A 25,509-nucleotide genomic window follows, 5' to 3' on the forward strand; every position below is an offset into this window, starting at 1 on the left:
TTTTTGAGAGAACTTAAATGTAGAAATTATACGTTTCGTACGTTTCCAGAAGGTCACGCATTTCTTCACTGTCACGTCCGAAGAAAAAGATGGTTCCATAATGATTCCCAAACCCGACACGTTCCGCAACTTTCCCTTGTGGCGGTGTGAACATATCATGCTTTTCAAAATAGGGATGATCCTCAAGCTCTTCCGGAATCTTTAAATCCTCGACATATTCGATGCCCGGATGAACCATCAGGCACCCCGCATAGTTTTGATAATCATACGGATCAGGGAAGAATTCTTTAAGTTCTTCCTCCGTCGTGCTTGGGTCACTGCATAAGATCTGTGCTTCATACGCACTGAAACCGTACGCCCGCTCAATCAGTTCGAAAATATGGCCGCCCGGTACACGCGCCGCCACTTCACCGAAGTGGAGCGTGCCATCCTGGGTAATGAAATATTCGGGGTGGATCACGCCGTACTCGATTTCAAAGGCATCCACAAGCTGCTGCACAGCCTTTTCGATCAATGGACGTTTTTCTTCCAAAGAAGGAGAGGCAGGAACGAAATTGGAATACCCGAGGCGCACATATTCCGTAATATTCAGGAACTGGACTTTTCCTTTATGAATGAACGCTTCACAGGAGAATTCCTGTCCATCCAGATGACTTTCCATCAAAAGAGGAAAATCTGTATCCTGAATCTGGTTGATGTCTTCTTTTGTATACACCGCCAAGTGACCGACAGATCCCGCTTTGTCCAGAGGTTTCACGTGAATCGGGTCATAGTGGTCGCCTTCAAGCTTCAATAACGCTTCATTCACTCTTTTCAAGAAACGTTCCACATCTTCTTTATCTCTTGCCTCCTCAAACACGCCGACTTTAATACCGGAAATCTGTGCTTTCCGCTTCATCATCCCTTTATCACGGAGCAGAAGGGAACGGTTGAAGACTTTCGGATCCTCTCTGAATCTGGCGTTCAGCGCCCCGGCCCATTCGACACACTCTTCATATAATGGAACAGCCACCTCGGCTCCCATATCCCGGAGCTGCTTATACAATTGATCCGATCCTTCATTCAGTTTATTGAAGTCCCAGCCTACAAAAGGAATATCGTGCTTCTCGGCATACGGTTGAAATTCCGCGGGACCTACGACGATGAACGGGCGGTTCATCCGTGCGGCCGCTTCAATGGCTTGGACACTCCATCCAACCAGTGCAGTATAATAAGGCTTCGTCTTTTCATCCTCTTCGATTGATGTGTTCATTTCCAGTTGATCCAATTCCATTCGATCCCTCTCCTTTGTCATTGAAAATCTAAATTTAGGAAACTTTGACATTCGTAAGTTAAACGTATCAAAGTAGAGGGAAAACTGTAAGCGTTAGATAGAGGTTCGACAAAACTAGTGAAGGTTTTACAAATCTCGTATTTCCTGTCGGAGATTGATCTATTTCCTGGGAAATGATTGAGAGAGGATAAATTGGTGAATGTTAAATAAAAAGGAGGAGAACGCATGTCGGAGTCACGTTCTTGGAGGAATTTACGTCCGAAGCAGATGATTGCACGAAGCCGCGGGTATTTTTCAGAAAGCGAAACGATGAAGAAATTAAAAGGTTACAGCAGCCGTCTGGGGACTCAGCTCGTCTATTACAGCCTGTTGTTATACTATGCCTTTCAAAGTCCGAATACACCGAAGAAGGCAAAGTTGACCATTGCCGGTGCGCTTGGTTACTTGATTCTTCCGGTGGATGCCATCCCTGATGTTCTTCCAGCGGTTGGTTTTACAGATGACAGTGCCGTCATTTTGTATGCGGTCTACCAGGTCCTCTCCCATATCGATGAGGATGTGAAAGAGCAGGCAGGAGAAAAAGTCAGTACAATTTTCGGACGTGATGTGTCGAAGGATGAACTGAAGGATCCCGAAGAAAATGGGGAAGCCGGTGTTTAAGGCATCCCCGCTTTTTTTATGTGGAAGTCTCCTGTATAATAATGTTGTTTTTGCGAAAAGGAGATTTCATAATGACTGAAAGCCTGCAGGACCTCAAAAAAGATGGGGCCTTTTTTAAATATTTGAATAAAAAAAATGAATATAAGCAGCAGGTACGCGAGACGATGGTCCGTACCGCCGCCAAGCTTACGTCATCAGCGACTTCCGAACAGCGTCCGGGGATGCTTCTTGGAAAAGTGCAGTCCGGAAAAACCCGGACCTTTATAGGGATTATGGGATTGATGTATGATAACGGGTTTGATGTTGTCATCCTTTTAACGAAAGGAACGAACGCTCTCGTCCGCCAGACGTATGCCCGCCTTCACGAAGAATTTTCAGATGCTGTAGACCAGGATGCGATGAGAGTCTATGACATTATGTCCATGCCTGACAATCTCAGAAAATATGAGTGGAATCAAAAGCTCGCTCTGATTGTGAAGAAAGAGACACATAACTTGGAACGCCTGCGGGGTGCTCTTGAAGAAAAGTATCCACAATTAAAGGAGAAGCGAGTTCTCTTCATTGATGATGAAGCGGATTTTGCCAGTGTCGCTTATGAATATAAGCGGGATCAAAACCTGAAGCAGATGCGCGTGATTGCGACAAAGATCAATGAGCTCCGTAAGAAAATCAAAGACACGGCGTTTCTACAGGTAACCGCCACTCCATATTCGCTGTATCTCCAACCGGAGGACATGACGATCCATAAGGGCAAGGTGTTTGAACCGATCCGTCCGTCCTTTACGGAACTGGTACCCGTTCATAACCGGTATATCGGCGGGGATGTCTACTTTGAAATGAGTGAAAAGGAAGATCATCTGGCTTCCTATCTTTTTCATGAAGTGAACGAAAAAGAACTGGAAGTAATGAAGAAGATGGACGGCCGCCGGGTGAAAATGGATCAGCTTCTGGAGCAGAAGAATATATCCAACATTCGAATGGCCGTTGTGAACTTTATCGTTGGTGCGTCCATCCGGCGCTGTCAGCAGCGGTTGAAGGGAAAACGCGAAGAGAAGTATTCCTTTATCATTCATACAGAGCGTGGGAAGAGTGCCCACGCCTGGCAGGCTGAGCTGATCGAAGGCTTTGAAAAACTGCTTACGGAAGGAGCGGACAAGGAAACTGTCACATTTCAAACGTTGATCCGTGCAGCTTATGACGATTTGGTCCGGTCCGTGAGTAAATTGAAGAAATCGCCGACACCGGATTTCAGTCAGGTTTATGAGGAAGTCCGTCGTTCTTTGAATGAAGAATACGTGGTAAGCAGTGTCGTCAATTCTGAAAAAGATGTACAGGATCTGCTGGATTATAAAGGAGAGTTGAAGCTGCGTGCTCCTATGAATATATTTATCGGAGGACAGATTCTGGACCGTGGGGTGACCATCCATAATCTGATCGGATTTTTCTATGGAAGAAACCCGAAGTCGTTCCAGCAGGACACGGTACTGCAGCATTCCCGGATGTACGGGGCCCGTCCTGCAGCTGATCTAGCAGTTACCCGTTTTTATACGACGGCACGGATATATACCGTGATGAAGAGGATTCATGAGTTTGACTCAGCGCTCAGACAGGCGTTTGAAAGAGGAGGGCATGATCAGGGAGTGGTCTTTATCCAAAGGGATGGTACCGAAGAAATCATCCCCTGCAGTCCGAACAAAATCCTCCTTTCCAATGTGCTCACCATGAAGCCGCACAAACGGATGCTGCCTGTCGGGTTCCAGACTGGTTATAAGACCCATATACAAAAGCAGATTCGGGAGCTGGATGATCGGTTGGCTCAATTGAAAAGGGCCGCCTTAAAAGAACGGGACGGAGCGTATCTCGTTCCTGTCGGAGAAGCGAAACGTCTGCTCAGTCTTGTTCATGAGACGTTGGAAATGGAAGAGGGGCATGACTTTTCCATGGATGAATATGAAGGGGTTCTGGACTATTTGACCGCAGAATCAGGGAAAGAGGCGCTTGTCTGGGTCCTTGCGAGGAAAAACAGGAACATCCAGCGCCTGAAGAAGGATGGCAGTTATGAGAATTCCCCGGATACTCCCGGGCGTGGGGAGGGAGAACTTGCGGAAGCACGCCGTCTCGCCCGTAACTTCCCAGCGCTGATTATGCTGAGACAGGAAGGAAAAAAAGAACAGGGGTGGCGTGGGTCTCCGTTTTGGTGGCCGGTCCTCCTAGTACCGTCAGAAACGGCCCCGACGGTTTATGCGGGCCGCACCGTGAAAGGGAAGCATTAAAAAAGGACCTTTCTTTGAAGGTCCTTTTTTTACTGTCTGCTATTTTTCAATCGGTTCGTCGAATAGATCCGTGAATTTGGCGACGTTCTCGTAACTGAACTCAAACGCCATTCTCACTTCTCCGAATCCAGGCTGATAAAAGTAGCCTTGAACCTCATAACTGCTTGGATTTTCCCTCACCTTCGTAAGGTGGAAGTACCGCTGGATGTATTGAGCCATTTCCTCCAGTTTTTTATTTCGTACTTTGATCCACTGCTCTTTCAGTTCTTGAGTCGGGAAGTCAGATTCCTTTAACATGTGCTCACTCCTCTACGGAAATCAAAAAACTAGAAAACCATTTATAGACATTATACTATAAGAGGACGTCGATAATTTCAACTATTCGAAAAAATCAAACGTGAAAAAGGACCTATTTATGAGAGAGTACTTTTAAGAGATGTGAATCCCTGTTAAACTATGGAAGAACGAATGGCTTCCCCTTCCTGAATGAGGGGTTCTGTGACATATTGTCATCGTTTTTTTACAAACTTTCCACATTTGTTTATCCATCCACACGCTTCTGCCTGTAAAAGCTGCAACCCCGGTTTTCAGATGTGCAAACAAACTGAAATCTGGATAGTCGAGCAGCTGCGTTCTATTTACAGAAGCCGGTTGCGTGTTACAATGGCTTACACAACCAGATGAAAAAGGAGAAATGACATTGAATAAAAAATGGTTATTGGGATTAATGCTGGCTGCCTTTATTGCTTTACTTGCTGCGTGCGGGGAAGATGAAGGAGCCTCTGATGATAATAAAGAAGAGACTGAGACGACACAGGAAGAGCAGACGGAAGGCGAGCAGCCCGAAGCTCCTGAGCCGGATCTTGAAAACATTCCGGATGTAGTCGCAGAAGTCAATGGAGAAAAGATTACGAAAGAGGATTTCGAAACGACGTATCAAGGCCAATTCCAACAGATGGCTATGCAGTCTCAAATGACAGGTACAGAGCTTGATCAGGATCAGTTGAAGAAAGATGTCGCCAACAACCTTGTCGGCCAGGAACTGCTTGTTCAGGAAGCAGAGAGCCGTGATTACGAGGTATCCGATGAAGAAGTCGATCAAATGCTGACAGACCTTGCCGAGCAGAACCAGATGGAATCCAAGGATAAATTCCTTGAAGAGCTTGCCAACCAGGGAATGAAAGAAGACGAAGTCCTTTCCGAGGTACGTTCCCAGCTGAAAGTCGATCAGCTTCTTGAAGAAGAAGTCAGTGTAGAAGCTCCGACGGATGATGAAGTAAAAGCGGAGTACGACAAAGCTGTCGAGCAGCAGGAAAGTGCGGAAACAGAACAGGAAATTCCTGCTTATGAAGATGTGAAAGATACAATCAAACAGAACCTTCAAACCCAGAAGCAGTCCGAAGAAACACAAAAGCTTGTAGACAAGCTTCGTGAAGAAGGCGAAGTTACCGTAAACTTATAAGAAAAAAAGCTGTCCGTCAGGGGCAGCTTTTTTGTGTGTTAGATCCATTCTTTCCGTTTCTTACGCAGTTTCTTTTCAGATTTTTCCTTTCTTTTCTGACTATGTTTTTCATGATTGATCAACAGGTCGTATGCTGTGAACGCAGCAATGACACGGGCAAGGATATACACTCCGGCTGCTGATATTATGGTAATCACAGGGTAGTACGCAGACAGAGCCCCGTTGGTCACTCCATTTTCTTCAAGAAGCAGGGTGATAAATCCAGTTCCGGCAAGGACTACCCCGAGCATGAGAAAAGAGACGAGTCGAGTTCGGACGGATTCAAAACGGTCCGTGATTTCGGTTTTGAACCCGGGGTCAAAGATCAATTCCCTGCTGCTTATGATTTCATAGTTTTCTGCACCTTTGGTCGTCATGGCTTTAATAAAGAAGATCACCCCTGCAGCAGCGAGGCCTGCAATCATGACTGCAAGAAATTCGGGTGATCCTTTAAAAAGGAAGTAGGGTACTAAACCAAGCAGGAACAGACTGAGGCTTACGGCCAGAGAACGTCCCATGGAGTTTACGTAGGTGAAATGAGCTTCGGCCATTTCACGACTGACGTAATACCCCTGTTCCTCCTCAGGTTCTCGTTCTGACTCTTTTTTTAATAGGTAGTCCATCGACACATTGAAAATGCTGCCAATGGTCAGCAGCTTCTCTGTTTCTGGATATCCCTGACCATTCTCCCATTTACTAACGGCCTGACGGGAGGTCTGCAGCTGCTCAGCGAGTGCTTCCTGCGACAATCCCTTTTCCTTTCTTAATTGAAACAGCTTTTCTCCAAAGTTCATGGAAAGCCCCCTTCATCTTTGTTACATCCAGTATAGAAAACAATGGAAGAATTTTCTATACTGTTAGAGTGGAAGATTGTCAACGAACGGTTGCAAATGGGAAACGAGAGGTTTACATCTGCTCATAACCTTAGAAACTCTGGATTTATAAGAAAAATGAGAATAATAGAACATCATACAAAAGGATTGACCCGTTACTTTTCCGTTGTTATGATTCTCTCTATAATTTAATTGACGAAACACCTTGTATAAGTTCAGGAATACGGCCTGAGCGTCTCTACCAGCTACCGGAAATAGCTCGTCTACAAGGGAAAATAGATGGACCTTTCCCTTAGTATACGCATCGGCAGCTGCCGGTGTTTTTTTGTTTTAGGAGGGAACATCATGAAAAACTTCTTTCAGTTTGAGGAAAGAGGGACAACGATAAAAAAAGAAACGATGGCCGGTGTGACCACGTTTTTGTCTATGGCTTATATTCTGGTTGTGAATCCAATCATCCTCAGTCAGGCGGGGATGGATCAGGGAGCATTGTTCACAGCAACGGCTTTATCTGCTATCTTTGGTTCCCTGCTGATTGGTCTCATGGCGAACTTCCCAGTAGGTATCGCGCCAAGTATGGGATTGAATTCATTTTTCACCTTTTCTGTCGTCATTGGTATGGGAATTGAATGGCAGGTGGCCTTGACCGGGGTATTTATAGCCGGCATTATCTTTATGATTTTAAGTTTGTTTAAGATCCGGGAGAAGATTATCAATGTCATTCCTAAAGATTTGAAGCATGCTATTGCGGGGGGAATCGGTTTTTTCATTGCCTTTGTAGGGCTGAAAAATGCCGGACTGGTCGTCTCCAATGAGGAAACGTTCGTTACCATTGGTAACCTGACATCACCGACGACGGCTCTTGCAGGTTTCGGTTTTATCCTTACACTAATGATGCTTGTCCGTGGGATCCGCGGTGGGATTTTTTACGGTATCGTGGTAACAAGTATCATCGGTATGATTTTCGGTCTTGTGGATGTGCCGGGTTCTATTGTCGGAGAGGTGCCGAGCATGGCTCCGACATTCGGTGTCGTCTTCCAGCACCTTGGGGATATTTTTCAGCCGGAAGTCATCGCTGTAATTTTCACATTTCTATTCGTAGCCTTCTTTGATACAGCCGGGGCGTTGATTGCGGTAGCCAGCCAGGCCGGAATGATGAAGGATAATAAAATTCCGAATGCCGGTCGTGCTTTACTTGCGGATTCATCTTCCGGTGTTCTTGGAGCCATCTTTGGAACATCGACGACAGCATCTTTCGTAGAGTCATCCGCGGGTGTAGCTGTCGGGGGAAGAACAGGTTTTACCAGTGTCATCATTTCCGCCTGCTTCTTCATCGCTTTGTTCTTTTCACCGCTTCTCGGTGTCGTTACTCCTGAAGTTACAGCGCCGGCGTTGATTATTGTCGGGGCGTTGATGGCCGTAGAAGTCAAAGAAATCGACTGGAGCCGGCTGGAAGTGACAATACCCGCGTTTGTTACGATTATTATGATGCCGCTCACGTATAGTGTTGCCACAGGAATCGCTCTTGGGTTCATTCTTTATCCATTTGCGATGATTGCCCGCAGAGAATGGAAGCAGGTTCACCCGATTATGTATACACTGGGCGGATTGTTTATCATGTATTTCGTCTTCCTATAAAAATGAAAAATCCTGGAGCATTGGTGCTCCAGGATTTTTTTATGCCTTTATCAAGGTATGGAGTTTTTTGTTCATCTCATCTGCTGCGAATAAGGCTTGCTGATCCTTCCATATTTCCCCGGGTTTGTTCGCCTGTCCAAGCACGTAACCTGAAAAAGGCAGGTGTACAAACTGGAAAATATGCTGGAACTGCTGTAGAAGCGGGAGAGCTTTCATATAAGGAGAATCTCCACCCACTGCAAGGACGACAGCCTGCTTTTTGGACATCCGTTCACGGAAATCTCCGTATTCAGGCTCCCGCATTGTCTGGGACCACCGGTCGATAAACAGTTTCATTGCTGCAGACATGGAATACCAGTAAACAGGTGTAGCAAAAATAAGAAGATCATGACTCATCACTTGTTCCATCAGGGATTCGTAGTCATCGTCCACCGGCTGAAACCCGCCTTCGTCATGCCGGCCGTCCATGATCGGTTTAATGGTATAGGCTTCGAGATGAAAAGTGGTTACTTCCAGCCCTTTTACCAACCTTTCCGTAAGTATGTTTGTGTTTCCGCCTTGCCGGCTTCCGCCATTCAGTACAGCAATTTTCATTCTTTTACCTCCTTTTGTTTCTCTTCTTCGTTTAGCTTATACTAAAACCATTAATCATAAAAACGGATGATTTGAATGGTTATCATCGAAAAAAACGATGGGAGAATTAATAATGGATGAAAAGCAGCTTGTCACATTTTTAACGGCAGCAGAAACCTTGAATTTCACGAAAACCGCTTCTATGCTCAATTTTGCCCAATCCAGTGTCACCGCTCAGATTAAATCGCTGGAAGCTCAACTTGGACGCCCATTATTTGAACGTCTCGGAAAGAAGCTGGTGCTGACAGAGGCCGGCCACCAGTTTAAAGGGTATGCTGAGAAGATGGTGAAACTCAGCTCGGATGCTCGTTTGGCACTTAACGGAGAAGACGGGATGAGGGAGAGGCTTACGATCGGTGCCCAGGAAAGTCAGTGTACGTACCGGCTCCCGCCTGTATTGAAGGCTTTCAAAAGCCGTCATCCTCACGTGGAGTTAATCTTTAAGCCTGCCCATTCCGATGCTCACGCCCGCAGGGATCTGATGGATGGACGACTGGATGCGGCCTTTATCATGGATACGTCCAGGCCGGAAGAGTCTTTGACGATAGAGCCTTTGCTGCAGGAGGATATTAAGCTTGTCGCAGGTGCGGATGCCTGGTTGAAGGACAATGAAGCCTTTCAACTGAGTGATATTGAACGGCAGCCTCTGCTTCTTACAGAAGAAGGCTGCTCGTATCGAAGCCTTTTGGAACAAGTATGTGCCGCTTCGGAAATTTCCCCTCTTAATAAGCTGGAATTCGGGAGTATCGAAGCGATTAAGCAGTGTGTCATCGCCGGCCTTGGAATTGCTGCGCTTCCTCAAATGGTCGTTGAACGTGAACTTTCTGAAGGGAGGATCGTTGATTTGGGGTGGAAAAGCCCCCAGCCTCCTTTATTTACGCAGCTGGCGTGGCATAAAGATAAATGGCTTTCTCCGCCATTAAAGGATTTCATCGATATATCCAGAGAATTTCTTCAGGAAGACAGGGAGGAGGGGGGGGATTTAAAAACCCCCGGATCCTCCACCGCCGCCTCCGACACCAGCTCCCCCTCCGCTTGTTCCTGATGAGGAGGCAGCGGACACAGCGGTGTGGGTGTCTGCTCTGTCAAAACCGGCGTCCAAAATTGCTGCCAGTATAAGAAATAGAGCAGCCTGATTGGTTGAAGAGGAAGAAGGATGCCCTGCCCGCCACTTCTGTTTTCCAAAGCCGATCTGGTAGAGCAGAGCAGGGATCCCGGCTTCGTCTTCTCCATTTTTCTGCAGGTGCCCAGTCTTGTAGGGTTCTGCTTGTTCGCGGACACGATGCCCTCTTGCGGTTAAAGGTCTGTACACGACCGTGAAAATGATGAAAAAGAGTGAAAAACCAATCATTGCTGACATAGATGGAATCAGTGTGTAGTAGCCAAAGATAAAGATGAGAGCCAAACTGACAAACGACATCCCTAACGCTGTCCACCGCTGCCAAGTGTTTTCTTTCCGAAGTTTGAGACTTTGGTATTCCCAGCGTACGATTTCCTTCCATTTCTGAAAGGCCAGCCGGTAATGTTCCTGGTTCTTCTCTTCTTCTGCATAAGCTTCCAGATCGTCGATGTGAAGCAGATTTCCTTCTGCTATATCATCAAACAGCCAGGTGATCAGCTGCTTCTCGTGGTCTTTGTCTGTTTTCCGGCTGACGAGTTCAAATTCTTTTTCGGAATGCTGTCTGATGCTGCCTTTGTCAATCATATGCAGCAGGGATGCTGTAACGGCTGAATGGGTGATCTGCCCATGATTGGTGAAATAAATCAACGCGGGCAGGCTCATTTCCTCTGTCGGAAAAAAGCCGTTTCCGACTCTCTGCCGCTGAGCTTCCTGGCTTACGGCAGAACGATTGACAAATCCTGTTCCTAATAGAAGAATGGCAGCCGCAGCCGTTAGAGTCAGGAGGAAAGGGGCAGCCGTTTTCCAATTGTTGACGGCTTCCTGACGAGCCGCCATCGTTTCATCCAACTCTTGTTTTTGGTTCTGGATGCTGCTCAGTATAGCAGTGTCAGAAGCCTCGGCTTCCGGAAACACGTCTGCCGGGTATGCGACACGGATATTTCCATTCGTTCCACTGTTTACATAGCCCATATCAAATAGGACACGCCCGTCTTCTTGAATGGTCTCGGTTTGATAAGCGGAATCTTCTCCATAGGCTGTGCTTACTTCTGCTTTTTCCGGGGGTGTAACGGTAATGGACATCTGCTCATAATCACTTTCATTGCTCTTATCAAAAAATGCATAGTAGAACTGAGCTGCATCCGTAAAGACCTCGACACCATTCTGAATGGTGTAGGATAAATCAATCGTGATGGTTTCATCTTCACCGTCTCTGAACACTTTGTAGGTATGGTCCTCCTGCTCGATACGAAGTTCCTGTCCTTTTTCCTCTGCCTGGACATTCGTAATCGATGTGCCCTCCTTAGGCAGCAGTGTCCGGGTAATGCCGTTGAAATCCCCTTCAAAGGTGTAGGTATGGACTTCGGTTACATGAACATCCCCGTTTTTCTTAAGGTCTGCGTTAATCTTCGTATCCTCGATGGTTAACTCTACTGCGGATGCTTGAAGCGGAATGAAAAAAACAACCAGAGCAAGCATCCATCCCATCAGCTTTTTCATCATTCGTCACCTGCTTTCTCTTATGGTTACGGACAAGAAAAGAGAAGGGTTTCAAAAAATGGATGGGAACGTTCGGAGCAGCGGCTTCGTATAAAAGAAAAGACATAAGAAGGAGGTGTACCAATGGATGCAGGGACAATAGTTTTCAGCATAGCCATGGGGGCTGCGCTCATCATTACGGGAGGCCTGACTTTCCTTGTAGTGAAGCGGAAAGAGTACGGTCTTATATCTGGGTTTTCCAGTCGTCCTGAGGAGGAAAAGCGTATCCTGATGGAAAATGGGTATGTGAAAGCGGTCGAACGGCTGCTACTCCTTATATTCCTTCTGTTTGCAGGTGTCTTTATAATCGGATTGCTTCCGGTTCCATATGGTTTGGAGATCAGTCTGGCTGTCTTCCTCCTCGTTGTGCTGGGAGGCGCGGTCCGCGTGCAGATGTATGAAGTCCCTGAAAAAAGAAAAAAGAGTCTTTGGATCACATCGATCCTGGGCATTCTGGTCATTTCAGGCATCGGTGTTTTAACGTATTTCAGCGTGATGGAAAACGAAGTCACAGTGACGGATACACACCTGGAGATTTCCGGGATGTACGGGTTGGAATGGGAGCTTGAGGATATTGATGAGGTTGCGATTGAAGAAGAACTTCCAGAAGTTATCTTAAAGTCCAATGGTTTTGCGGCAGCCGGACAATTGAAGGGGCAGTTCCGCCTGGAGGAACCTTATGGACCTGCACGTCTTTTCATCCATGACCAAAGCGAAGGACCGTTTCTCCATGTTCAAAAAGGGGAAGAGGAGCTTTGGTTAAGCCGTGAAACGCGAGAAGAGATTGAACTCCTTGATGAGCAGCTGAATAAAGGGAAGTAAAAAGGCAGCGGGAAATCGGCTGCCTTTTGGCTGTAGAAAAAGCCTGTGTTAACCAGTTAGAGTTGTCTATTTGTCGTGGGAAGGATCACATTCCGCTTACCGGTGGATGCTTGCCGCGGGCACGGCCTCAGCTAACTTGGTCAAGAAAACCATTTGACCAAGTGGATCTTCGGCCCGTGCTGTTCCCGCAGGCATCACCACCGAACGCTCCTCGTGCGGACGTTAGAATATAGGAGAGAAATTGTGCCATACGCAGGTTCGCACATTTAAAAGAACGGCATGGGCTGCGCTATTCCCGCTTGCGTGGAAAAGAAAATGGGAAGGAACAGGCGCTGATGACGGCTTTCTGCCGGGATATGAAAAAGATTGTCCTCCATCCAGCAAGGGTGAGCTGGGTCAAGGGGAGTCTTTTTCGATGTTAAAGAAGTTCCAAGGAGCGGTGCCCCTTCGACTCCTGGCGGTAAGAAAGAAAAAAAGCTTGTAAAGAAACTGAGGTTTCTCTACAAGCTGAAGGCAGCGGGAAATCCGCTGCCTTTCTTGTTATTCTTTCGTGTATATCTCATGTTTCAATTCTACTTCTTTCACTTCTGCCTGAGGCAGGAGGATTTTCTCGAAATCAAAGGCATTCAACTCTTTGCTGTCTTTCACTTTGTTCGGAAGATCCGGATTTGCAAGAGCACCGGTCCCAATGGAAACGAGATGGGCTTGCCCGGAAGTCAGAAGGGCTTCGGCTTTTTCCGGGTCCTGGAGCTGACCATTGGCGATCACTGTAATTTTGCTGAACGCTTTTGCTGCTTCTGCCAGTGTTCTTGTTCCCTCACCGAAGGAAGCGGCAGCAGCATCACCGTCTGTGACGTGGATATAGTCGAGACCGGTTTTACCGAGAACTCCGAAGATTTCTTCCGCTTCTTTTTCACCACCGGCCCATTTATGGGCTTGATCGGCTACTTTCCCTTGCGAAATCCGGATACCGACGATAAAGTCTTCTCCTACGGCTGCAAGGACTTCATCTACCACTTCAAGGACGTAACGCAGCCGGTTTTCTACAGAACCCCCATAAGCGTCTTCTCTGTGGTTTAAGTAATCGGTCAGGAACTGATCCAGCAGATAGCCGTTGGCACCGTGGATTTCCACGCCGTCAAAACCAGCAGCTTTTGCGCGCTTGGCACTGTCGACAAAACTCATTTTCGTCTCCGTCAGGTCTGGTTCATCCATCGCTCTAGGCGTCTGGAACGGACCTGATCCCCCGTAGAAGCCAAGCTGTTCGCCTTTAGGGGCGATGGCAGATGGAGCGATGGTTTCATCTGTATAAGCATTCCCCTGACTTTGGCCTCCCGCGTGCATCAGCTGGGCAATCATGATGGAGCCTTCATCGTGAACCGCTTCTATCACGGGTTTCCATGCATCCGCCTGAATATCTGTCGCAAGGCCTGGTTGATTGTTGTAGCCCTGGCTGAAGCTCTGATCTGTGTAGATGCCTTCGCTGATAATGGCTGCAAAGCCGCCTTTAGCAAAACGGCGGTAATATTCTTTCATTGTATCGTTGGCACGGCCATCAGCCTCTGCGCTGATCCTGGTCATTGGTGCCACAACATAACGGTTTTGGAGTGTTCTGCTGTCTAAATGGAATGAATCAAAAAGCATGTCTTCTGCCACCTTTCCTTATCGTAAGCTCTTTCAGGGTACGTTCTTTTTGTCTCAAATTCAAAGTAAATGCTCAGCCAGCTATAAGCTAGCATACCCCTGCGTCTTTTTTTCATTAGAGACAGTCATCCTTCAATAATCTTCCATCCTGCCGATATAGTAGAAGATAGAACTTTTTAGGAGATGAGCATATGAATTTAGAAGGTAGAGTGGCTGTTATTACCGGTGGTTCCGATGGAATCGGGAAAGCTGCTGCAGAGGAGATGATCCGCCAGGGAGCACGGGTGGTGCTGGCGGATATCAATGAGCACCAAGGAGAGCAGGTCGTTGAAGCATTAAGAAAGCAAGGCGGAGAAGCTGTTTTCTGTAAAACGGACGTGACTGCCTATAATGAGGTGGAAGCGTTGGTGGAAACCGCTGTCGATGCCTTTGGTACGATCGATATTATGTTCAACAATGCAGGGATCGGCGTCAATAAGCCCTTCCTTGAGCATACCCCGGAAGACTATCACGCGGTTGTCGATGTGAATCAGCACGGGGTCTATTATGGAATGCTGGCTGCAGCCAAGAAAATGAAAGAGCTTGATGTGCAGGGGGTGATTATCAACAATGCTTCTGTTTTCGGATTTACAGGAACGCTTGGTATTACCGGCTACCAGGCAGCAAAAGGAGCGGTCGTCACGCTTACAAAGCATGGAGCTTTAGAGCTTGCTCCACACGGCATACGTGTTGTCGCAATCGGACCGGGTGGTGTGAATACGAAAATTGTAGACGGTTACAGGAAAGCCGGCCTTCTGGAATATATGGAGCATCAGCAGTTGACGAGAAAGCTGATTGAGCCGGAGGAAGTCGCTGGTGTGGTGGCCTTTTTAGCTTCCGATGTGTCCCGTTCCATCAATGGAACAACCGTCATGGCGGATGATGGGTTCACTGTGTTCAAGTCCGACATCCGGCCATAAGGAGAGAAGAGTATGAATAACGTAGAAGCAATGAAGCAGAAGGACATGAAGAAGAAAAACGGCCTTTTATTTGCTGGTTTCGGGATCTCTCTTGCTGCTGCTTTTTTGAAGTCTTTCGTAGAACAAGACATGGCGGCTGTGGCGATGTTCGGCACAGAAATGCTTTTATATACGCTTTTGTATACGGTCCTTACATTTGTTATGAGAAAAGACAGCTGGTTCCCTTACATCAGTGTTGTTCTCGTCCAAGTATTTACAATGGCCGGGATATGGGTGACGGGCGGGGGATGGACCATTATATTAGTGAGTTATTTCCTGGCCATCTTTTCCGTCGTTCATTACAAGGCGGCTGTCTTTGCGCTTGGGTATGGACTCGGATTGGTCACGATTCTGACAGGCACTTTTTTAAGTACGGTCAATAAGGACGCCATTCTTGAGGAGGCACCGACAATCCTGTTGGTCTACATTCTCATGGGCCTGCTTCTCGGAGTCTTGATCTACCTTGGCAACCGGCAGGATACATTTATCAGAAAGCTCCTTCTGGAAGCCGAACAACGCTCCAAGGTGGAACAGGAAAAACGCCGCACATTGGAAGAGCATGTAAGTGTGATCATTGATGATTTGTCCAAGGTGAACGAGCATGTACAGCGGAATCGGGTATCGCAGGCAGAAATGAGGCATGCCATTCAGGAAGTAGCGGCTGGCAGCCATCATCAGAGCGGACAGATTACTGCCATTTCCGACCAGTCCAGTTCTTCGCGTACCGAAATGGAAGAGTTGAGCGGTCTTATGGATACACTGAAGGAAGAGACCGGCCGGGCAGGGGAATTGACCGGAGAGGGAAAAACAAAGGTACATAGGTTTACCAAGGGTGTGGAGGAGGTTCACGCGTTTATCCATGATTTGAAAGAAACCTTCTATACACTTAGTGAAAAAGTGAAGGAAACCGACAGCTTCTCTAAAGATATTAAGAAAATTTCAGAGCAGACGAATCTTCTCGCTTTGAATGCGTCCATTGAGGCTGCGAGAGCAGGGGAAGCCGGCAGAGGCTTTTCTGTTGTCGCTGAGGAAATCCGCAAGCTTGCCGAAGTAACCAAGCGGGCGGCTGATCAAATCACTGAGAATCTTCTTGAAGTCAGCCAGAATAATGCAGAAACCTTGTCCAAGATGGAGGTAAGTGTAGAGAAGATGTCTTCGATACAATCTTCTTCTACAGATATACACGGCACCTTCCAGGAGCTGAGCCGCGTGCTTATAGACATCAATCAAAGCTTTGATCAAACGAATGAAGCGGCGGGCCGGGTTGTAGAAAGCAGTACGGAAATTGATCGCTGGAGCGGAGATCTGGCAGCCGTCATCGAGGAGTCGAGCGCCGGAATGGAGCAGATGAGTGCCACAGTAGAGTCATTGACGGATGATAATGGAAAAATCGCCGATACCATGAAAGAAACAACAGACCGAGCTGTTCACCTGCTGGAGGAGAACGTATAAAAAAAGACGGGCTTCATGCCCGTCTTCCTTGGAGGATTCAAGCGAACTGCTTTAGTGCCTTGTACACTTCCTCTCCCTCATCATTTAATACGTGACCGCTTCCGTGGCAGCGGCTGCACTTGGTTTCATAACTGGTTTCCTCGACGGCCAGTTTCCAAGCCGCTTTCTCACTGGCATGATTGACGCGGCTGTAATGGTCCATAATCATATTAGCCTTGCTGTCATCATATTCTTTGTAGGCTCCTGTTCCTTGACATAAGGGGCAGACATGATAGAGGTGACTCACCGTATGTTTATTCAAACCGACCACTTCCTTCGTATTTGATATAGTTAAAGTATGATTGATTTTATGAAATATTCTGACAAAAGGCAATACTTTTTCTTCCCATAAAAAAGAAAAAAAGTCATTTTGGACGAAAGACCTACCCGATAGAGATAGAAAAATCTGTGTTATCCAGTTAGAGTTGTCCGCATGTCGTGGTGAGGGGGACACGTTCCGCTTTTTGGGTGGATGGTTCCCGCAGGCGTCACCACCGAACGCTCCTCGTGCCGATGCCTGTGGGAAGACTGCTTTACCCTATGATAAAAGAGAACGTTGAGTACAGCTCCTCCGCTGTTTCAAAAGAACAGGACAAGCTGCGTTACGGCCGCCTGCGTGGGAACAATCCTATCCATGACCAAGTATGGATGACCACTCTTTTGGAGTCACTAGAAAAAAGGTTTCTCTACAAGCTAAAAAGCCACCGGAAATCCGGTGGCTTTTTTCTATCGTCTGTTATTTACCAATGAACATTTGTGTCCAGTAGTTGCCTTCTTCGGCGTGACCTACACCGATGTGGGTGAAGTCAGGGTTCATAATGTTTTCTCGGTGCCCCTGGCTGTTCATCCAGCCTTCAACAACCTGCTCTGGAGATGTCTGTCCCATAGCGATGTTTTCACCGGCTGTGCGGTAGTCAATACCATATTGATCCATCATATCAAATGGAGAACCGTACGTCGGGCTGTTATGGGAGAAATAGTCATTGTTCTGCATATCGAGAGACTTGTCCTCCGCTACTCCGCTGAGCTCTGTATCCAGTTCCAGTGGTTCAAGACCCTGTTTTTCACGTTCCTGGTTCGTAAGTTCCACCACTTCTTTTTCAAAAGCGGATACGTCAGAAGAAACATTCTCTTCCTGGGCGGAATCCTGCGCTTGAGCTTCTTCTTCTGATGCTGTTGTTTCTTCAGGTGCCGGCTGTGGTGCAGCTTCTTCTTCTGCCGGTTGCGCAGGCTCCTCTTGCTGGGCCGGCTGCTCTTCTACGGGTGCCTGCTCAGAAGGCTGGGCATTCCAATTGAATTGTTTAAGCAGAGACTGTACATCCAATTGATCATACTGACCATTGTTCAATGCCTCTTCATTTTGTTTTACCCAGTCGTTCACCTGACTGGAATCTATTTGAATGGTTTTCGTTTGAACCTGATAGTCTTTCTGAACCTCACCTGTAGAAGCAAGGGATGTGGCTGGTGATGCTAGTAGAGACAGCGCAAGTGCGCCTGTCAGAATAAGTGGCTTTTTCATAATCTAAAATTCCTCCTTGATGAGTTGTGTTGTTTGGAACAACTCTATCGTACCATCAAGATCGTGTAATATAGGAGGTTGAATCTGGAAACTGCCATTCTGAGAGATAGAGCATATGGGAGCATCCCCTGTGGAAGAACGACTGAACCCAACGGCGGCGTGAACAGAATAGTCTCATAATTTAATAGAGGGCGGAAGGAAGCATAGGAAGAGTTATCCATTTCGATTATAAATTTCATAAAAGTGCGCCTTGACAGCTTTTGTAAGAGAGGAGATTTGTTACATATGTAACATCAGTGTTACAAGGTAAATCTTCTATGAACCCGTGCTGCAAGAGGCGGGATGGGCCTGGTACACGACATCGGCTTATATTTTTTAGTTGGAGGGATTGGAAAAAGTTATGGTATAGTGAAGGTAGAAATAAAGGAGGTTGATTGTATGACGATGATAGACCTGTCGATTCCGAAGCAGAAACAGCCTTTACGGATAAAAGCGGAGCGGGCTGCCTTTTATGAACAGACACAGCTGATAGAAGGATATGATGATGAAAACTGCTGGCTGCTGTTCTTTTTCAAGCAGACCTTCCTGACGGCTGTTAAGACGAAAAAGATGAAGCGGACCTCCTACGCTTCCCGTGTATGGAAAGAAGGCTTGGTTTATGACCAGCCGCATCCCCTCCTTACGAGATTGTTAGACGCAGAAAAACCCCTTCAGAAAATCAACTATCCCCAGTTGAAAAAGAAAGCTGCCCGGCATTTTACAAGGCAGGAACAAAGCCGGATCCTCACTCTCTTTGAATCTTTTATTCCTAAAAAACAACTGCTTGCTGATATGAAAGCTGTCTTTTATACGTGTAGACGGGAAGGTAAAATGTTTGAATCCTACACAATCGTACGGGAAATGGTGCGTCTGGCGCCTGAGAGCCGGTTCGTACAGGAAATCAGCCATGACCTCGCTTTTGCTTCCGCATCAGAAGCTTACGAAACGCAGGACGCTTCCTTATTCAAACGCGATCGTTTGTACGCCGAAGACCATGCATCGATGGAAGAGAAGTCGCGCCTCCTACTTAACGAAAACAGGGAAGTGGAACACCTTGTCCACAGAATCAACTCCCTGCCCTCATCCTTATCTGCTGAAGAATCAGCAGCGTTCCTTCATTTGGTAAGGGACACCTTTGAGACCCGGGACCAAATGTCTCTGTTGGAACCACTCATATCCAGCCGTCCTGCCTATGATCAAGTCACGGATTTCCTGTTTGACCGCTATCTTGATCAACGTTTAGTAGAACCATCGGCCGGCATCGTTCAACGCTTTGATATCCAGCCGCACTCAGACCAAATGGCATCGGCCGCGGCTATGCTTGATGAAATCGATATGCGGCAGTCCCTTGATGCGGTGCATATCCTTTTGGAGAAAATCCTTCCAGTTCTACCGGAATCGACGGGACACCTGGTAGAGAAATATATTGAAGCCTTGTTTGAGAAGATGGAGATGGAAGAAATCATTGAAAGAATACGACCTTTGTCTGAACAATCCCCGTCGTTTGAGAAAATCGTGCGGATGAAAGAGATTTCGGGTGATCTCGATCACCTCCTTGAACTTGGGGAAGGGTACTATAGTTTCCACCAGCTGGACCAGGCTCTGGAATGTTTCCAAATGGAGATGGAGCTTCAGCCTGATCGCCCTGAGCCCCTCCAATGGCTTGCTAAAGTCTACCAGGATAAACAGATGATGGAGGAGTCTAAAGCTTACCAGAAGCTCTGTGTGGACCTGCAAAAACGAAGCTGATTTTCAAATCATCCGGCGCCGGGAAGCTGATCTTTCATAAGATCAGCTTTTTTTGTGTGGATATTATTGTCAAAAGAACCGGTGTGTAATATACTACATTACAACACTAATGCACCCATTCGGAGAGAAGGTGATCAAAGTGATCCTGGATACAGATGGCATGAAACCGATTTATATACAAATCGCAGAATGGATCGAAAGTGAAATCATGAATGGCGGTTTGAACGTGGATGAGAAGGTTTATTCGCAGTATAAGCTGGCGGACATATACAATATCAATCCCGCAACAGCGGCCAAAGGGCTTACAAAATTGGCAGAGGAAGGGATTCTTTATGATAAGCGGGGAATCGGTAAATTTGTGGCCGAAGGGGCAAGGCAGATGATTATCGAGAAACGGAAGAACCAGACATTAAAGCAGTTGATTGACGATGTGGTGACAGAAGCCGGCTATCTTCAACTGTCAGAGAATGAGATTATTGAACTTATCCGGAACTCATGGAAGGGGGGATCAGAATGAAAGCCGTTCAATGCGAAGAAGTAACGAAAAAGTACGGCAGAAGAACAGCACTCCATGGGGTATCCTTCTCCGTGGAGGAGAATAAAATCACAGGTCTTGCCGGCCGGAACGGAGCAGGGAAAACGACCTTGTTAAAGATTCTCGCAGGTCTTTTGAAAGAAAGTGATGGAGAAGTTGAGGTCTATGGGAACCGCCCGTTCAACAATCTTTTGGTATCAGCCAACAGCATCTACATTGATGATCAGATGAATTTTCCAACGTCCTTAACGCTAAAGGAAATTTTAGAGGAGGGACGCCGCTTTTATCATAATTGGGATCATACACTTGCGATGAACTTGTTTGACTATTTCGGTTTTCACCCAAAAGGTCGTCACAACCAGCTGTCCAAAGGAAAAGAGAGCACCTTCAATATGATTATCGGCCTGGCTTCCCGTTCAGCGCTTACGATTTTTGACGAACCCACTACAGGGATGGATGCCGCGGTTCGGAAGGATTTCTACAGAGCCTTATTAAAAGACTATCTGGCATACCCGCGGACGATCTTACTATCCACACATCATCTGGAAGAGGTGGAGGATATGCTGGAGGAGATCATCCTTCTGGATAAAGGAAATCTTCTGCTGCATACCTCTATGGAAGACATGAAGTCCTATGCGGTCGCGGTATCCGGACGGAAAGAATCCATGCCGGAGTGGATGAAGCATAAGGTTTTCTTATATGAAGAAAAGCAGGGACCTCACGAAAAGACCATCATCCTTGAGAATGATCTCACAACGGTGGAAAAAGAAGAGTTGAAGCGGAATGGTGTCCAGCTGTCAGCCGTTTCAGCGAGCGATGCCTTCATTTATATGACAGGAGAAGCAAATGGGAAAGGAGGCTTGGATGATGTATTCAGCGGACATATCAACAGCGGAAGTGGTCAAAAAACAAATCAGCTATAAATGGCGCGCCTATATCAGCGTGTTTACGTCGTTGGTGGTCATTCAGCTTCTGGCCGTTCTTTTTTCGTTGAATGGTACGGGAATGAGCAGTTCAGGAGGAATGAATTACAATATTCAGGTGGATTATTACAATGCAGATATGATTATGATTTTTACGATTTTCTGGGGATTTATGACGGCGCTGCTTCTGACGACCAAAGCCTACAGAGAAGATGACTTTGCGTTTGTTACCAACCGCACGAGCGGCACGTTGTCTACGATCATCTATTTGTGGATCATCTGCTCGATTGCGGGGTTCACGGCGTCACTTTCTGGATATCTCTTAAAAGTGGTTGTCTTTCTTTTTACCTCACAGGAGCTTTTGAGCAATAACGGGGCAGAAGGAGCAGGAATCTATGTCATGGGCCTTGTATCGCTCATCCTGACCATCTTTATGTTTGCAGGCTTCGGTTATGCTGCGGGGATGATAGTCCAGTGGAACAAAATGTTCGTTATCCTGCTTCCCGTCTTATTTATCGGCCTCTTGATTTCTTTGGAAAGCGCAGGGTATTCCATGGATCGCTTCTTTTTCCAATTCCTTTTTTCTGAACAGAATTTCTGGCTGTTTATCATGAAGAGTCTGGCCATCAGTACAGCTGCTTATGTTACCGCCTTTCTCATCTCAAACCGATTGGAAGTGAAAAGATGATGGTTCTGCTGCCTATACTTATTCTTGCTCTGGTCGTCGCCGTCACTGCGTTTTCTTCTATAGGAACGATGAAAATGCGCCTGGGTCAGGGGAAAACAGGGTTATGGATGCTTGGAGGGTATTTCGTCCTTCTGCTGGTATCGATGATTGTCTCTGCTTTCCTTTCTTTTGAAACAACAGCTTCAATGAATGAGGAAAGCACACATTCAAAAAATCGATCAGAAATATCCATCCCTATGTTGATTGCCGAGGGAAAAGTGGATGAGGTGAACAAGGATACCCTTGTCAAAGAGTGGTCTTTTGAGCTTCAGGATCACTCATTGACACTTGAAACCTATGTGGAAAACGAAGGTGGGCCGGGTATTTTCATAGAAAAAACTTCTGATCTAACCGGGAGGGTTCAAGCCTCTTATTACCGCTCGCCGATCTACGTGGATGGTTTAAAAGTCCAGGAAGAATTCAAACCGACTTTGGCCATGAATCAGCAAACCTTGACGGTGAGCGTGGAAAAACCGGTAGATATTCATTACCAAATGTTCACCTCTGAATTTCCTTTCACCCAGTTTTCCGGGGAACGCGGGGACCGGGGAAGAGGAACTCATATCGATTGGGGCGAGGAGGCTGTCTATATTCAGGTTCCTGCAGGGACGGAGATTAACGGAAATTATACCCTTATTGATCCGGCTGCATAAAGAACATGCAAAACGTCTAGGTGTCAGACTCCTAGACGTTTTTTTATTCAGCGGCGTTTCCCGCAGCAGCCGCCTTTACGCGGCTTTCGGCGAGGAGGTCTCTGTAAAGGCGCGGCGTCCGATTTTTTAGGTTGATCGTTGTGACTCATCCTTTCCCCTCCCTTCTTTACTATCATAAGCATCTATGATGAAAGCGAAACGGCGTTTTGGCCTAAACAGGTCAGCTCACACCTGTGCGCGGTGGTGATATTCAGACTTGAAGGTTCATAGGATAGAAAAGAAGGATAGATGGACAACGTTTGCCTATGGGGTGAAACGTATGGATGGAGGAGGCGGAAGTGATGAATAAAGACGCTGTACAACTGCAGCAGAAAGTGATTTATTACCGCTCAGAGCTGGATAAATATAAGAAAAAGGTACAGGATTATCAGGAAAACTATCACTACTCCATGCTGGAAAGTTTAAAAAAAGAAAATGAACAATTGAAGCAGGAAAGCGGGCGCTGGTCGGAAGAAGAAGCGGTGCTGAAAGGTGAACTGGCTAAAAGAAACCAGACGTACGAACTCCAGCTGGAAAAAGCCCGGACGGAGGAAGAGCACTATAAAGCAGAAATCAAGAAGTGGCAGGCCCATGTCGTTGATCTGAAAGAATCTGAAAAACAGGAAGAAGCTAGAAGGAAACAGCTCGAGGCCGAGCTTGGGGAATATCAGCAGCGCTTTTTTCAGTCTCAGCGGGATACGTCCATGCTGCAGAGAAGTTATGCGGAACTGAAAGTCGAGATTCAAAGAGAGCAGGATAAACAAAGGGAATGGCATAAGAAAGCGGAAGAATTAGAAAAGTTGTTTGTGGAAGAAGGAAGACGGACCCGCCGTATGCTGCAGGACCAAGCCTTCTTAATGAACAATTACTTGGAAAGCCGGCGCCTGCTTCAAAAAGAAAAGCAGGAGAAAGCTTCTCTCCAAAAAGATGCCTCCCTGCGGAAAAAGGAACTGGAAGAGTTGCAAAAGCAGTACGAAGTCGAGCAGGAGCAGGTCCGTCAGTTAAAAGGAGAACTCCAAAAATGGCAGACGGCTGCCGATCAACGGAAGAAGGAAGAGGAAAAGCTTCTTCACCAAATGGAGGACCAGATGGCTTCCTTTTTTGGTGAAGCCATCCGGCCTAAACATATGGCCGGGAATAAAAGTACTTTCATGAAAGTGTTGGAAACGAAGATAGAAGAACTTACTTCAGAAATCGAAGCCAGCGAGCAGCATAAAGATAAATAAAGCCCTCAACCTTGAACTTTCAAGTTTGAAGGATCCCTGTTTTTGGCTGATATCCTCTTTGACTGTATTTCGACTGTGAAATCCAAGTCTTTGTTTCGTAGTACAAAGAAGTCCGGCGTTCTGTAAAATAGAAGACTGGACTTCTTTTTGTCTCGTCATTTAGTGATGTCACGTTCCGCTTATCGGTGGATGCTTGCCGCGGGCACGGCCTCAGCTGACTTGGACAGGAAAATCACCTGCCCAAGTGGATCTTCGGCTCGCGCTGTTCCCGCAGGCGTCACAACCGAACGCTCCTCGTGACATTCGTAGGCTGCTTGGTGTACATCTATTTTGAATAGAGTTGGTTTCACCTGGTAATCGGCATTTCTGATTAATAGATCCCCGGTTCCGGGGCTTTTTTTATTGCTCGGAAGATGGAATGGTGATGTTCAGCTGTCTCCGGTCTGTTCCATCTGTGTCGACGGTCCAGTATTCCCGTTGGGGTTCGCGTCCTGCGAAGTTCCGGTCGATCGTGTAGAGAATCTGGTCAGACGAACGGAAAAACAGGGGATGCCCTGCCTGAACGGAGCTTTTTGTAATCTGCTTGATGTTTTCCCCATTGGGAGTCATCGTGAAGATTTCATATTCGAAGGTGCCTTTTTCATTTGTGGAGGCCACATCGGAAAAGGCGACCGTGTTTCCATCAGGGGATAAGCGCGGGCCGCTGACGACCGGCTCCTGGGCTTTCGAATAGGACAGGGATTCCGGCCACATCGTCGTCGTTTCTCCGGATGGTAATTGAAGGCGCTCGATGGCATGCTTTTCATAATCCAGTTTATAAAGCAGCTCCTCTTCGCTGATGACCTGCAGAGAATTGATGGAGACCGAATTCAAGTCGGTGACCTCTTCCATTTCTCCGGATTCGATGGCCAGTTTATAGACATCGAATTCCGTCGGCTGGGTGCGGCCATCATCATAGACGTCCTTATATTCTTCATTTTTCAAAAGGTATAACCGGGTGCCGTCCGGAGAGAAACTCATATCTGATACGTACGTTTCCTCATCAAGCAGAGGAGTGGTTTTCCCTTCCTCCCACAGCATCAACTGTTGATGGTGGTGGACATCGCCTTCCCATTGACGGATAAAGGCGACTTTCCCGTCTGAAGCGAAAACGGGACGCGTATCGTCTTTTCCCTTCTCTGGTTCCGTCAACCGCTCGGCTTCACCACCGCTGGAAGAAACGGTATACAGACTCCCGTGTCCGTCCTGATGGTAGGTGAAGACGATGGATTCATCATCATGGGAAAGATCAGGGGCTTCTCCGAGACCGGTCGGACCGCCGGAAGAATCAGCGAATGTCCCGGTCCAGTACAACAAGCCGAACAGCACGGCCATACTGCTAATGAACAGGATGTTTTTCTTTACCAGCGACAACAGCTTCACCTTCCTTTAGCATAGTCTTTCGATAAAACGTGCGAAACGGCTCCGGATAGAAGGAAGATCACTCCGTAAATGCCTATGATTAAATGAAACAGTAAACCAACCAGAAGGATGAAAGCTCCGTACCCGGTCAAGGCTTGTGTGGTTAGAAGCAGAGCCTTTCTTTTTTTCATCCACACCAACGACCCTGCAATGATAAGGAATAAGAAAAAGACCGACCAGGCCAGCGTAATAAGCAGATCAATCATAAAGATC

Annotated in this window: 24 protein-coding genes, 1 pseudogene and 1 riboswitch; of the genes and pseudogenes, 15 read left to right on the forward strand and 10 right to left on the reverse strand. The window is 46.9% G+C overall.

The window, feature by feature from the left end:
• Window positions 1-13: 13 nt before the first annotated feature.
• The gene (locus ACXAD6_RS02385) at window positions 14-1,273 is read right to left on the reverse strand and encodes an ATP-grasp domain-containing protein (RefSeq protein ID WP_474967475.1); all 1,260 of its coding nucleotides are present in this window, start codon (window positions 1,271-1,273) and stop codon (window positions 14-16) included.
• A gap of 225 nt (window positions 1,274-1,498) precedes the next feature.
• Here ACXAD6_RS02385 and ACXAD6_RS02390 point away from each other — a divergent pair, with 225 nt between their 5' ends.
• Window positions 1,499-1,933, forward strand: coding sequence for a YkvA family protein (locus ACXAD6_RS02390; protein WP_474967476.1), 435 nt, complete (start codon window positions 1,499-1,501; stop codon window positions 1,931-1,933).
• Between the two features lie 71 nt (window positions 1,934-2,004).
• Complete coding sequence (locus tag ACXAD6_RS02395) at window positions 2,005-4,206, forward strand: Z1 domain-containing protein (RefSeq protein WP_474967477.1); 2,202 nt, start codon at window positions 2,005-2,007, stop codon at window positions 4,204-4,206.
• Between the two features lie 39 nt (window positions 4,207-4,245).
• Here the strand turns inward: ACXAD6_RS02395 and ACXAD6_RS02400 are convergent, their stop codons facing one another.
• On the reverse strand, window positions 4,246-4,503 hold the full coding sequence (locus tag ACXAD6_RS02400; protein WP_027955811.1) for a hypothetical protein: 258 nt from the start codon (window positions 4,501-4,503) through the stop codon (window positions 4,246-4,248).
• A gap of 397 nt (window positions 4,504-4,900) precedes the next feature.
• Between ACXAD6_RS02400 and ACXAD6_RS02405 the strand changes: the two genes are divergently transcribed.
• A complete protein-coding gene (locus tag ACXAD6_RS02405) occupies window positions 4,901-5,668 on the forward strand; it encodes a SurA N-terminal domain-containing protein (RefSeq protein ID WP_474970347.1) in 768 nt (255 codons plus the stop codon).
• Between the two features lie 38 nt (window positions 5,669-5,706).
• Here ACXAD6_RS02405 and ACXAD6_RS02410 read toward each other — a convergent pair whose 3' ends face one another.
• On the reverse strand, window positions 5,707-6,501 hold the full coding sequence (locus ACXAD6_RS02410) for a helix-turn-helix domain-containing protein (RefSeq protein WP_474967478.1): 795 nt from the start codon (window positions 6,499-6,501) through the stop codon (window positions 5,707-5,709).
• A 224-nt stretch (window positions 6,502-6,725) separates the two neighbouring features.
• Window positions 6,726-6,826, forward strand: a riboswitch (purine riboswitch).
• 59 nt (window positions 6,827-6,885) lie between these two features.
• Between ACXAD6_RS02410 and ACXAD6_RS02415 the strand changes: the two genes are divergently transcribed.
• Window positions 6,886-8,178, forward strand: coding sequence for an NCS2 family permease (locus ACXAD6_RS02415; protein WP_474967479.1), 1,293 nt, complete (start codon window positions 6,886-6,888; stop codon window positions 8,176-8,178).
• A 39-nt stretch (window positions 8,179-8,217) separates the two neighbouring features.
• On the opposite strand, the gene ACXAD6_RS02420 is transcribed toward ACXAD6_RS02415, so the two are convergent.
• Window positions 8,218-8,772: a flavodoxin family protein gene (locus ACXAD6_RS02420; protein WP_474967480.1), complete on the reverse strand. Its 555-nt coding sequence runs from the start codon at window positions 8,770-8,772 to the stop codon at window positions 8,218-8,220.
• 112 nt (window positions 8,773-8,884) lie between these two features.
• Between ACXAD6_RS02420 and ACXAD6_RS02425 the strand changes: the two genes are divergently transcribed.
• A complete protein-coding gene (locus ACXAD6_RS02425; protein WP_474967481.1) occupies window positions 8,885-9,856 on the forward strand; it encodes a LysR family transcriptional regulator in 972 nt (323 codons plus the stop codon).
• Here ACXAD6_RS02425 and ACXAD6_RS02430 read toward each other — a convergent pair.
• Complete coding sequence (locus tag ACXAD6_RS02430) at window positions 9,794-11,434, reverse strand: DUF2207 domain-containing protein (RefSeq protein ID WP_474967482.1); 1,641 nt, start codon at window positions 11,432-11,434, stop codon at window positions 9,794-9,796. The two genes, ACXAD6_RS02425 and ACXAD6_RS02430, sit on opposite strands and share 63 nt — an antisense overlap.
• A gap of 120 nt (window positions 11,435-11,554) precedes the next feature.
• Between ACXAD6_RS02430 and ACXAD6_RS02435 the strand changes: the two genes are divergently transcribed.
• Window positions 11,555-12,292, forward strand: coding sequence for a DUF3784 domain-containing protein (locus ACXAD6_RS02435; protein WP_474967483.1), 738 nt, complete (start codon window positions 11,555-11,557; stop codon window positions 12,290-12,292).
• 251 nt (window positions 12,293-12,543) lie between these two features.
• Window positions 12,544-12,714 (forward strand): annotated as a pseudogene (locus ACXAD6_RS02440) (IS5/IS1182 family transposase); the annotation flags it as partial.
• A 118-nt stretch (window positions 12,715-12,832) separates the two neighbouring features.
• Here the strand turns inward: ACXAD6_RS02440 and ACXAD6_RS02445 are convergent.
• A complete protein-coding gene (locus ACXAD6_RS02445; RefSeq protein WP_474967484.1) occupies window positions 12,833-13,936 on the reverse strand; it encodes an oxidoreductase in 1,104 nt (367 codons plus the stop codon).
• 191 nt (window positions 13,937-14,127) lie between these two features.
• Here ACXAD6_RS02445 and ACXAD6_RS02450 point away from each other — a divergent pair, with 191 nt between their 5' ends.
• Together ACXAD6_RS02450 and ACXAD6_RS02455 are read left to right on the forward strand one after the other, a co-directional pair.
• On the forward strand, window positions 14,128-14,895 hold the full coding sequence (locus tag ACXAD6_RS02450; RefSeq protein ID WP_474967485.1) for an SDR family NAD(P)-dependent oxidoreductase: 768 nt from the start codon (window positions 14,128-14,130) through the stop codon (window positions 14,893-14,895).
• A gap of 12 nt (window positions 14,896-14,907) precedes the next feature.
• Complete coding sequence (locus tag ACXAD6_RS02455; RefSeq protein WP_474967486.1) at window positions 14,908-16,386, forward strand: methyl-accepting chemotaxis protein; 1,479 nt, start codon at window positions 14,908-14,910, stop codon at window positions 16,384-16,386.
• A gap of 37 nt (window positions 16,387-16,423) precedes the next feature.
• On the opposite strand, the gene ACXAD6_RS02460 is transcribed toward ACXAD6_RS02455, so the two are convergent.
• Both ACXAD6_RS02460 and ACXAD6_RS02465 read right to left on the reverse strand, forming a co-directional pair.
• Window positions 16,424-16,759 carry a hypothetical protein gene (locus ACXAD6_RS02460; protein WP_474967487.1) on the reverse strand — a complete coding sequence of 112 codons (336 nt, stop codon included), beginning with the start codon at window positions 16,757-16,759 and terminating at the stop codon, window positions 16,424-16,426.
• Between the two features lie 402 nt (window positions 16,760-17,161).
• A complete protein-coding gene (locus tag ACXAD6_RS02465; RefSeq protein ID WP_474967488.1) occupies window positions 17,162-17,944 on the reverse strand; it encodes a CAP domain-containing protein in 783 nt (260 codons plus the stop codon).
• A gap of 438 nt (window positions 17,945-18,382) precedes the next feature.
• Between ACXAD6_RS02465 and ACXAD6_RS02470 the strand changes: the two genes are divergently transcribed.
• The 6 genes from ACXAD6_RS02470 (at window position 18,383) to ACXAD6_RS02495 (ending at window position 23,835) form a co-directional block, all read left to right on the forward strand.
• Window positions 18,383-19,732 carry a hypothetical protein gene (locus ACXAD6_RS02470; protein WP_474967489.1) on the forward strand — a complete coding sequence of 450 codons (1,350 nt, stop codon included), beginning with the start codon at window positions 18,383-18,385 and terminating at the stop codon, window positions 19,730-19,732.
• A gap of 109 nt (window positions 19,733-19,841) precedes the next feature.
• The gene (locus ACXAD6_RS02475; protein WP_474967490.1) at window positions 19,842-20,249 is read left to right on the forward strand and encodes a GntR family transcriptional regulator; all 408 of its coding nucleotides are present in this window, start codon (window positions 19,842-19,844) and stop codon (window positions 20,247-20,249) included.
• Window positions 20,246-21,190, forward strand: a complete 945-nt coding sequence (locus ACXAD6_RS02480; protein ID WP_474967491.1) for an ATP-binding cassette domain-containing protein — start codon at window positions 20,246-20,248, stop codon at window positions 21,188-21,190. Before ACXAD6_RS02475 ends, ACXAD6_RS02480 begins: the two co-directional genes overlap by 4 nt.
• A complete protein-coding gene (locus ACXAD6_RS02485) occupies window positions 21,132-21,878 on the forward strand; it encodes a hypothetical protein (protein ID WP_474967492.1) in 747 nt (248 codons plus the stop codon). The genes ACXAD6_RS02480 and ACXAD6_RS02485 overlap by 59 nt, the downstream gene beginning before the upstream one ends.
• On the forward strand, window positions 21,875-22,570 hold the full coding sequence (locus ACXAD6_RS02490) for a hypothetical protein (RefSeq protein WP_474967493.1): 696 nt from the start codon (window positions 21,875-21,877) through the stop codon (window positions 22,568-22,570). The genes ACXAD6_RS02485 and ACXAD6_RS02490 overlap by 4 nt, the downstream gene beginning before the upstream one ends.
• A 341-nt stretch (window positions 22,571-22,911) precedes the next feature.
• Window positions 22,912-23,835 (forward strand): hypothetical protein, encoded by a 924-nt coding sequence (locus tag ACXAD6_RS02495; protein ID WP_474967494.1) that lies wholly within the window; start codon window positions 22,912-22,914, stop codon window positions 23,833-23,835.
• A gap of 399 nt (window positions 23,836-24,234) precedes the next feature.
• On the opposite strand, the gene ACXAD6_RS02500 is transcribed toward ACXAD6_RS02495, so the two are convergent.
• Together ACXAD6_RS02500 and ACXAD6_RS02505 are read right to left on the reverse strand one after the other, a co-directional pair.
• Window positions 24,235-25,248, reverse strand: a complete 1,014-nt coding sequence (locus tag ACXAD6_RS02500; RefSeq protein ID WP_474967495.1) for a hypothetical protein — start codon at window positions 25,246-25,248, stop codon at window positions 24,235-24,237.
• Between the two features lie 5 nt (window positions 25,249-25,253).
• Complete coding sequence (locus tag ACXAD6_RS02505; protein WP_474967496.1) at window positions 25,254-25,502, reverse strand: hypothetical protein; 249 nt, start codon at window positions 25,500-25,502, stop codon at window positions 25,254-25,256.
• Window positions 25,503-25,509 lie beyond the last annotated feature (7 nt).

It is taken from the genome of Halobacillus sp. ABH2_015 (genome assembly GCF_056158945.1).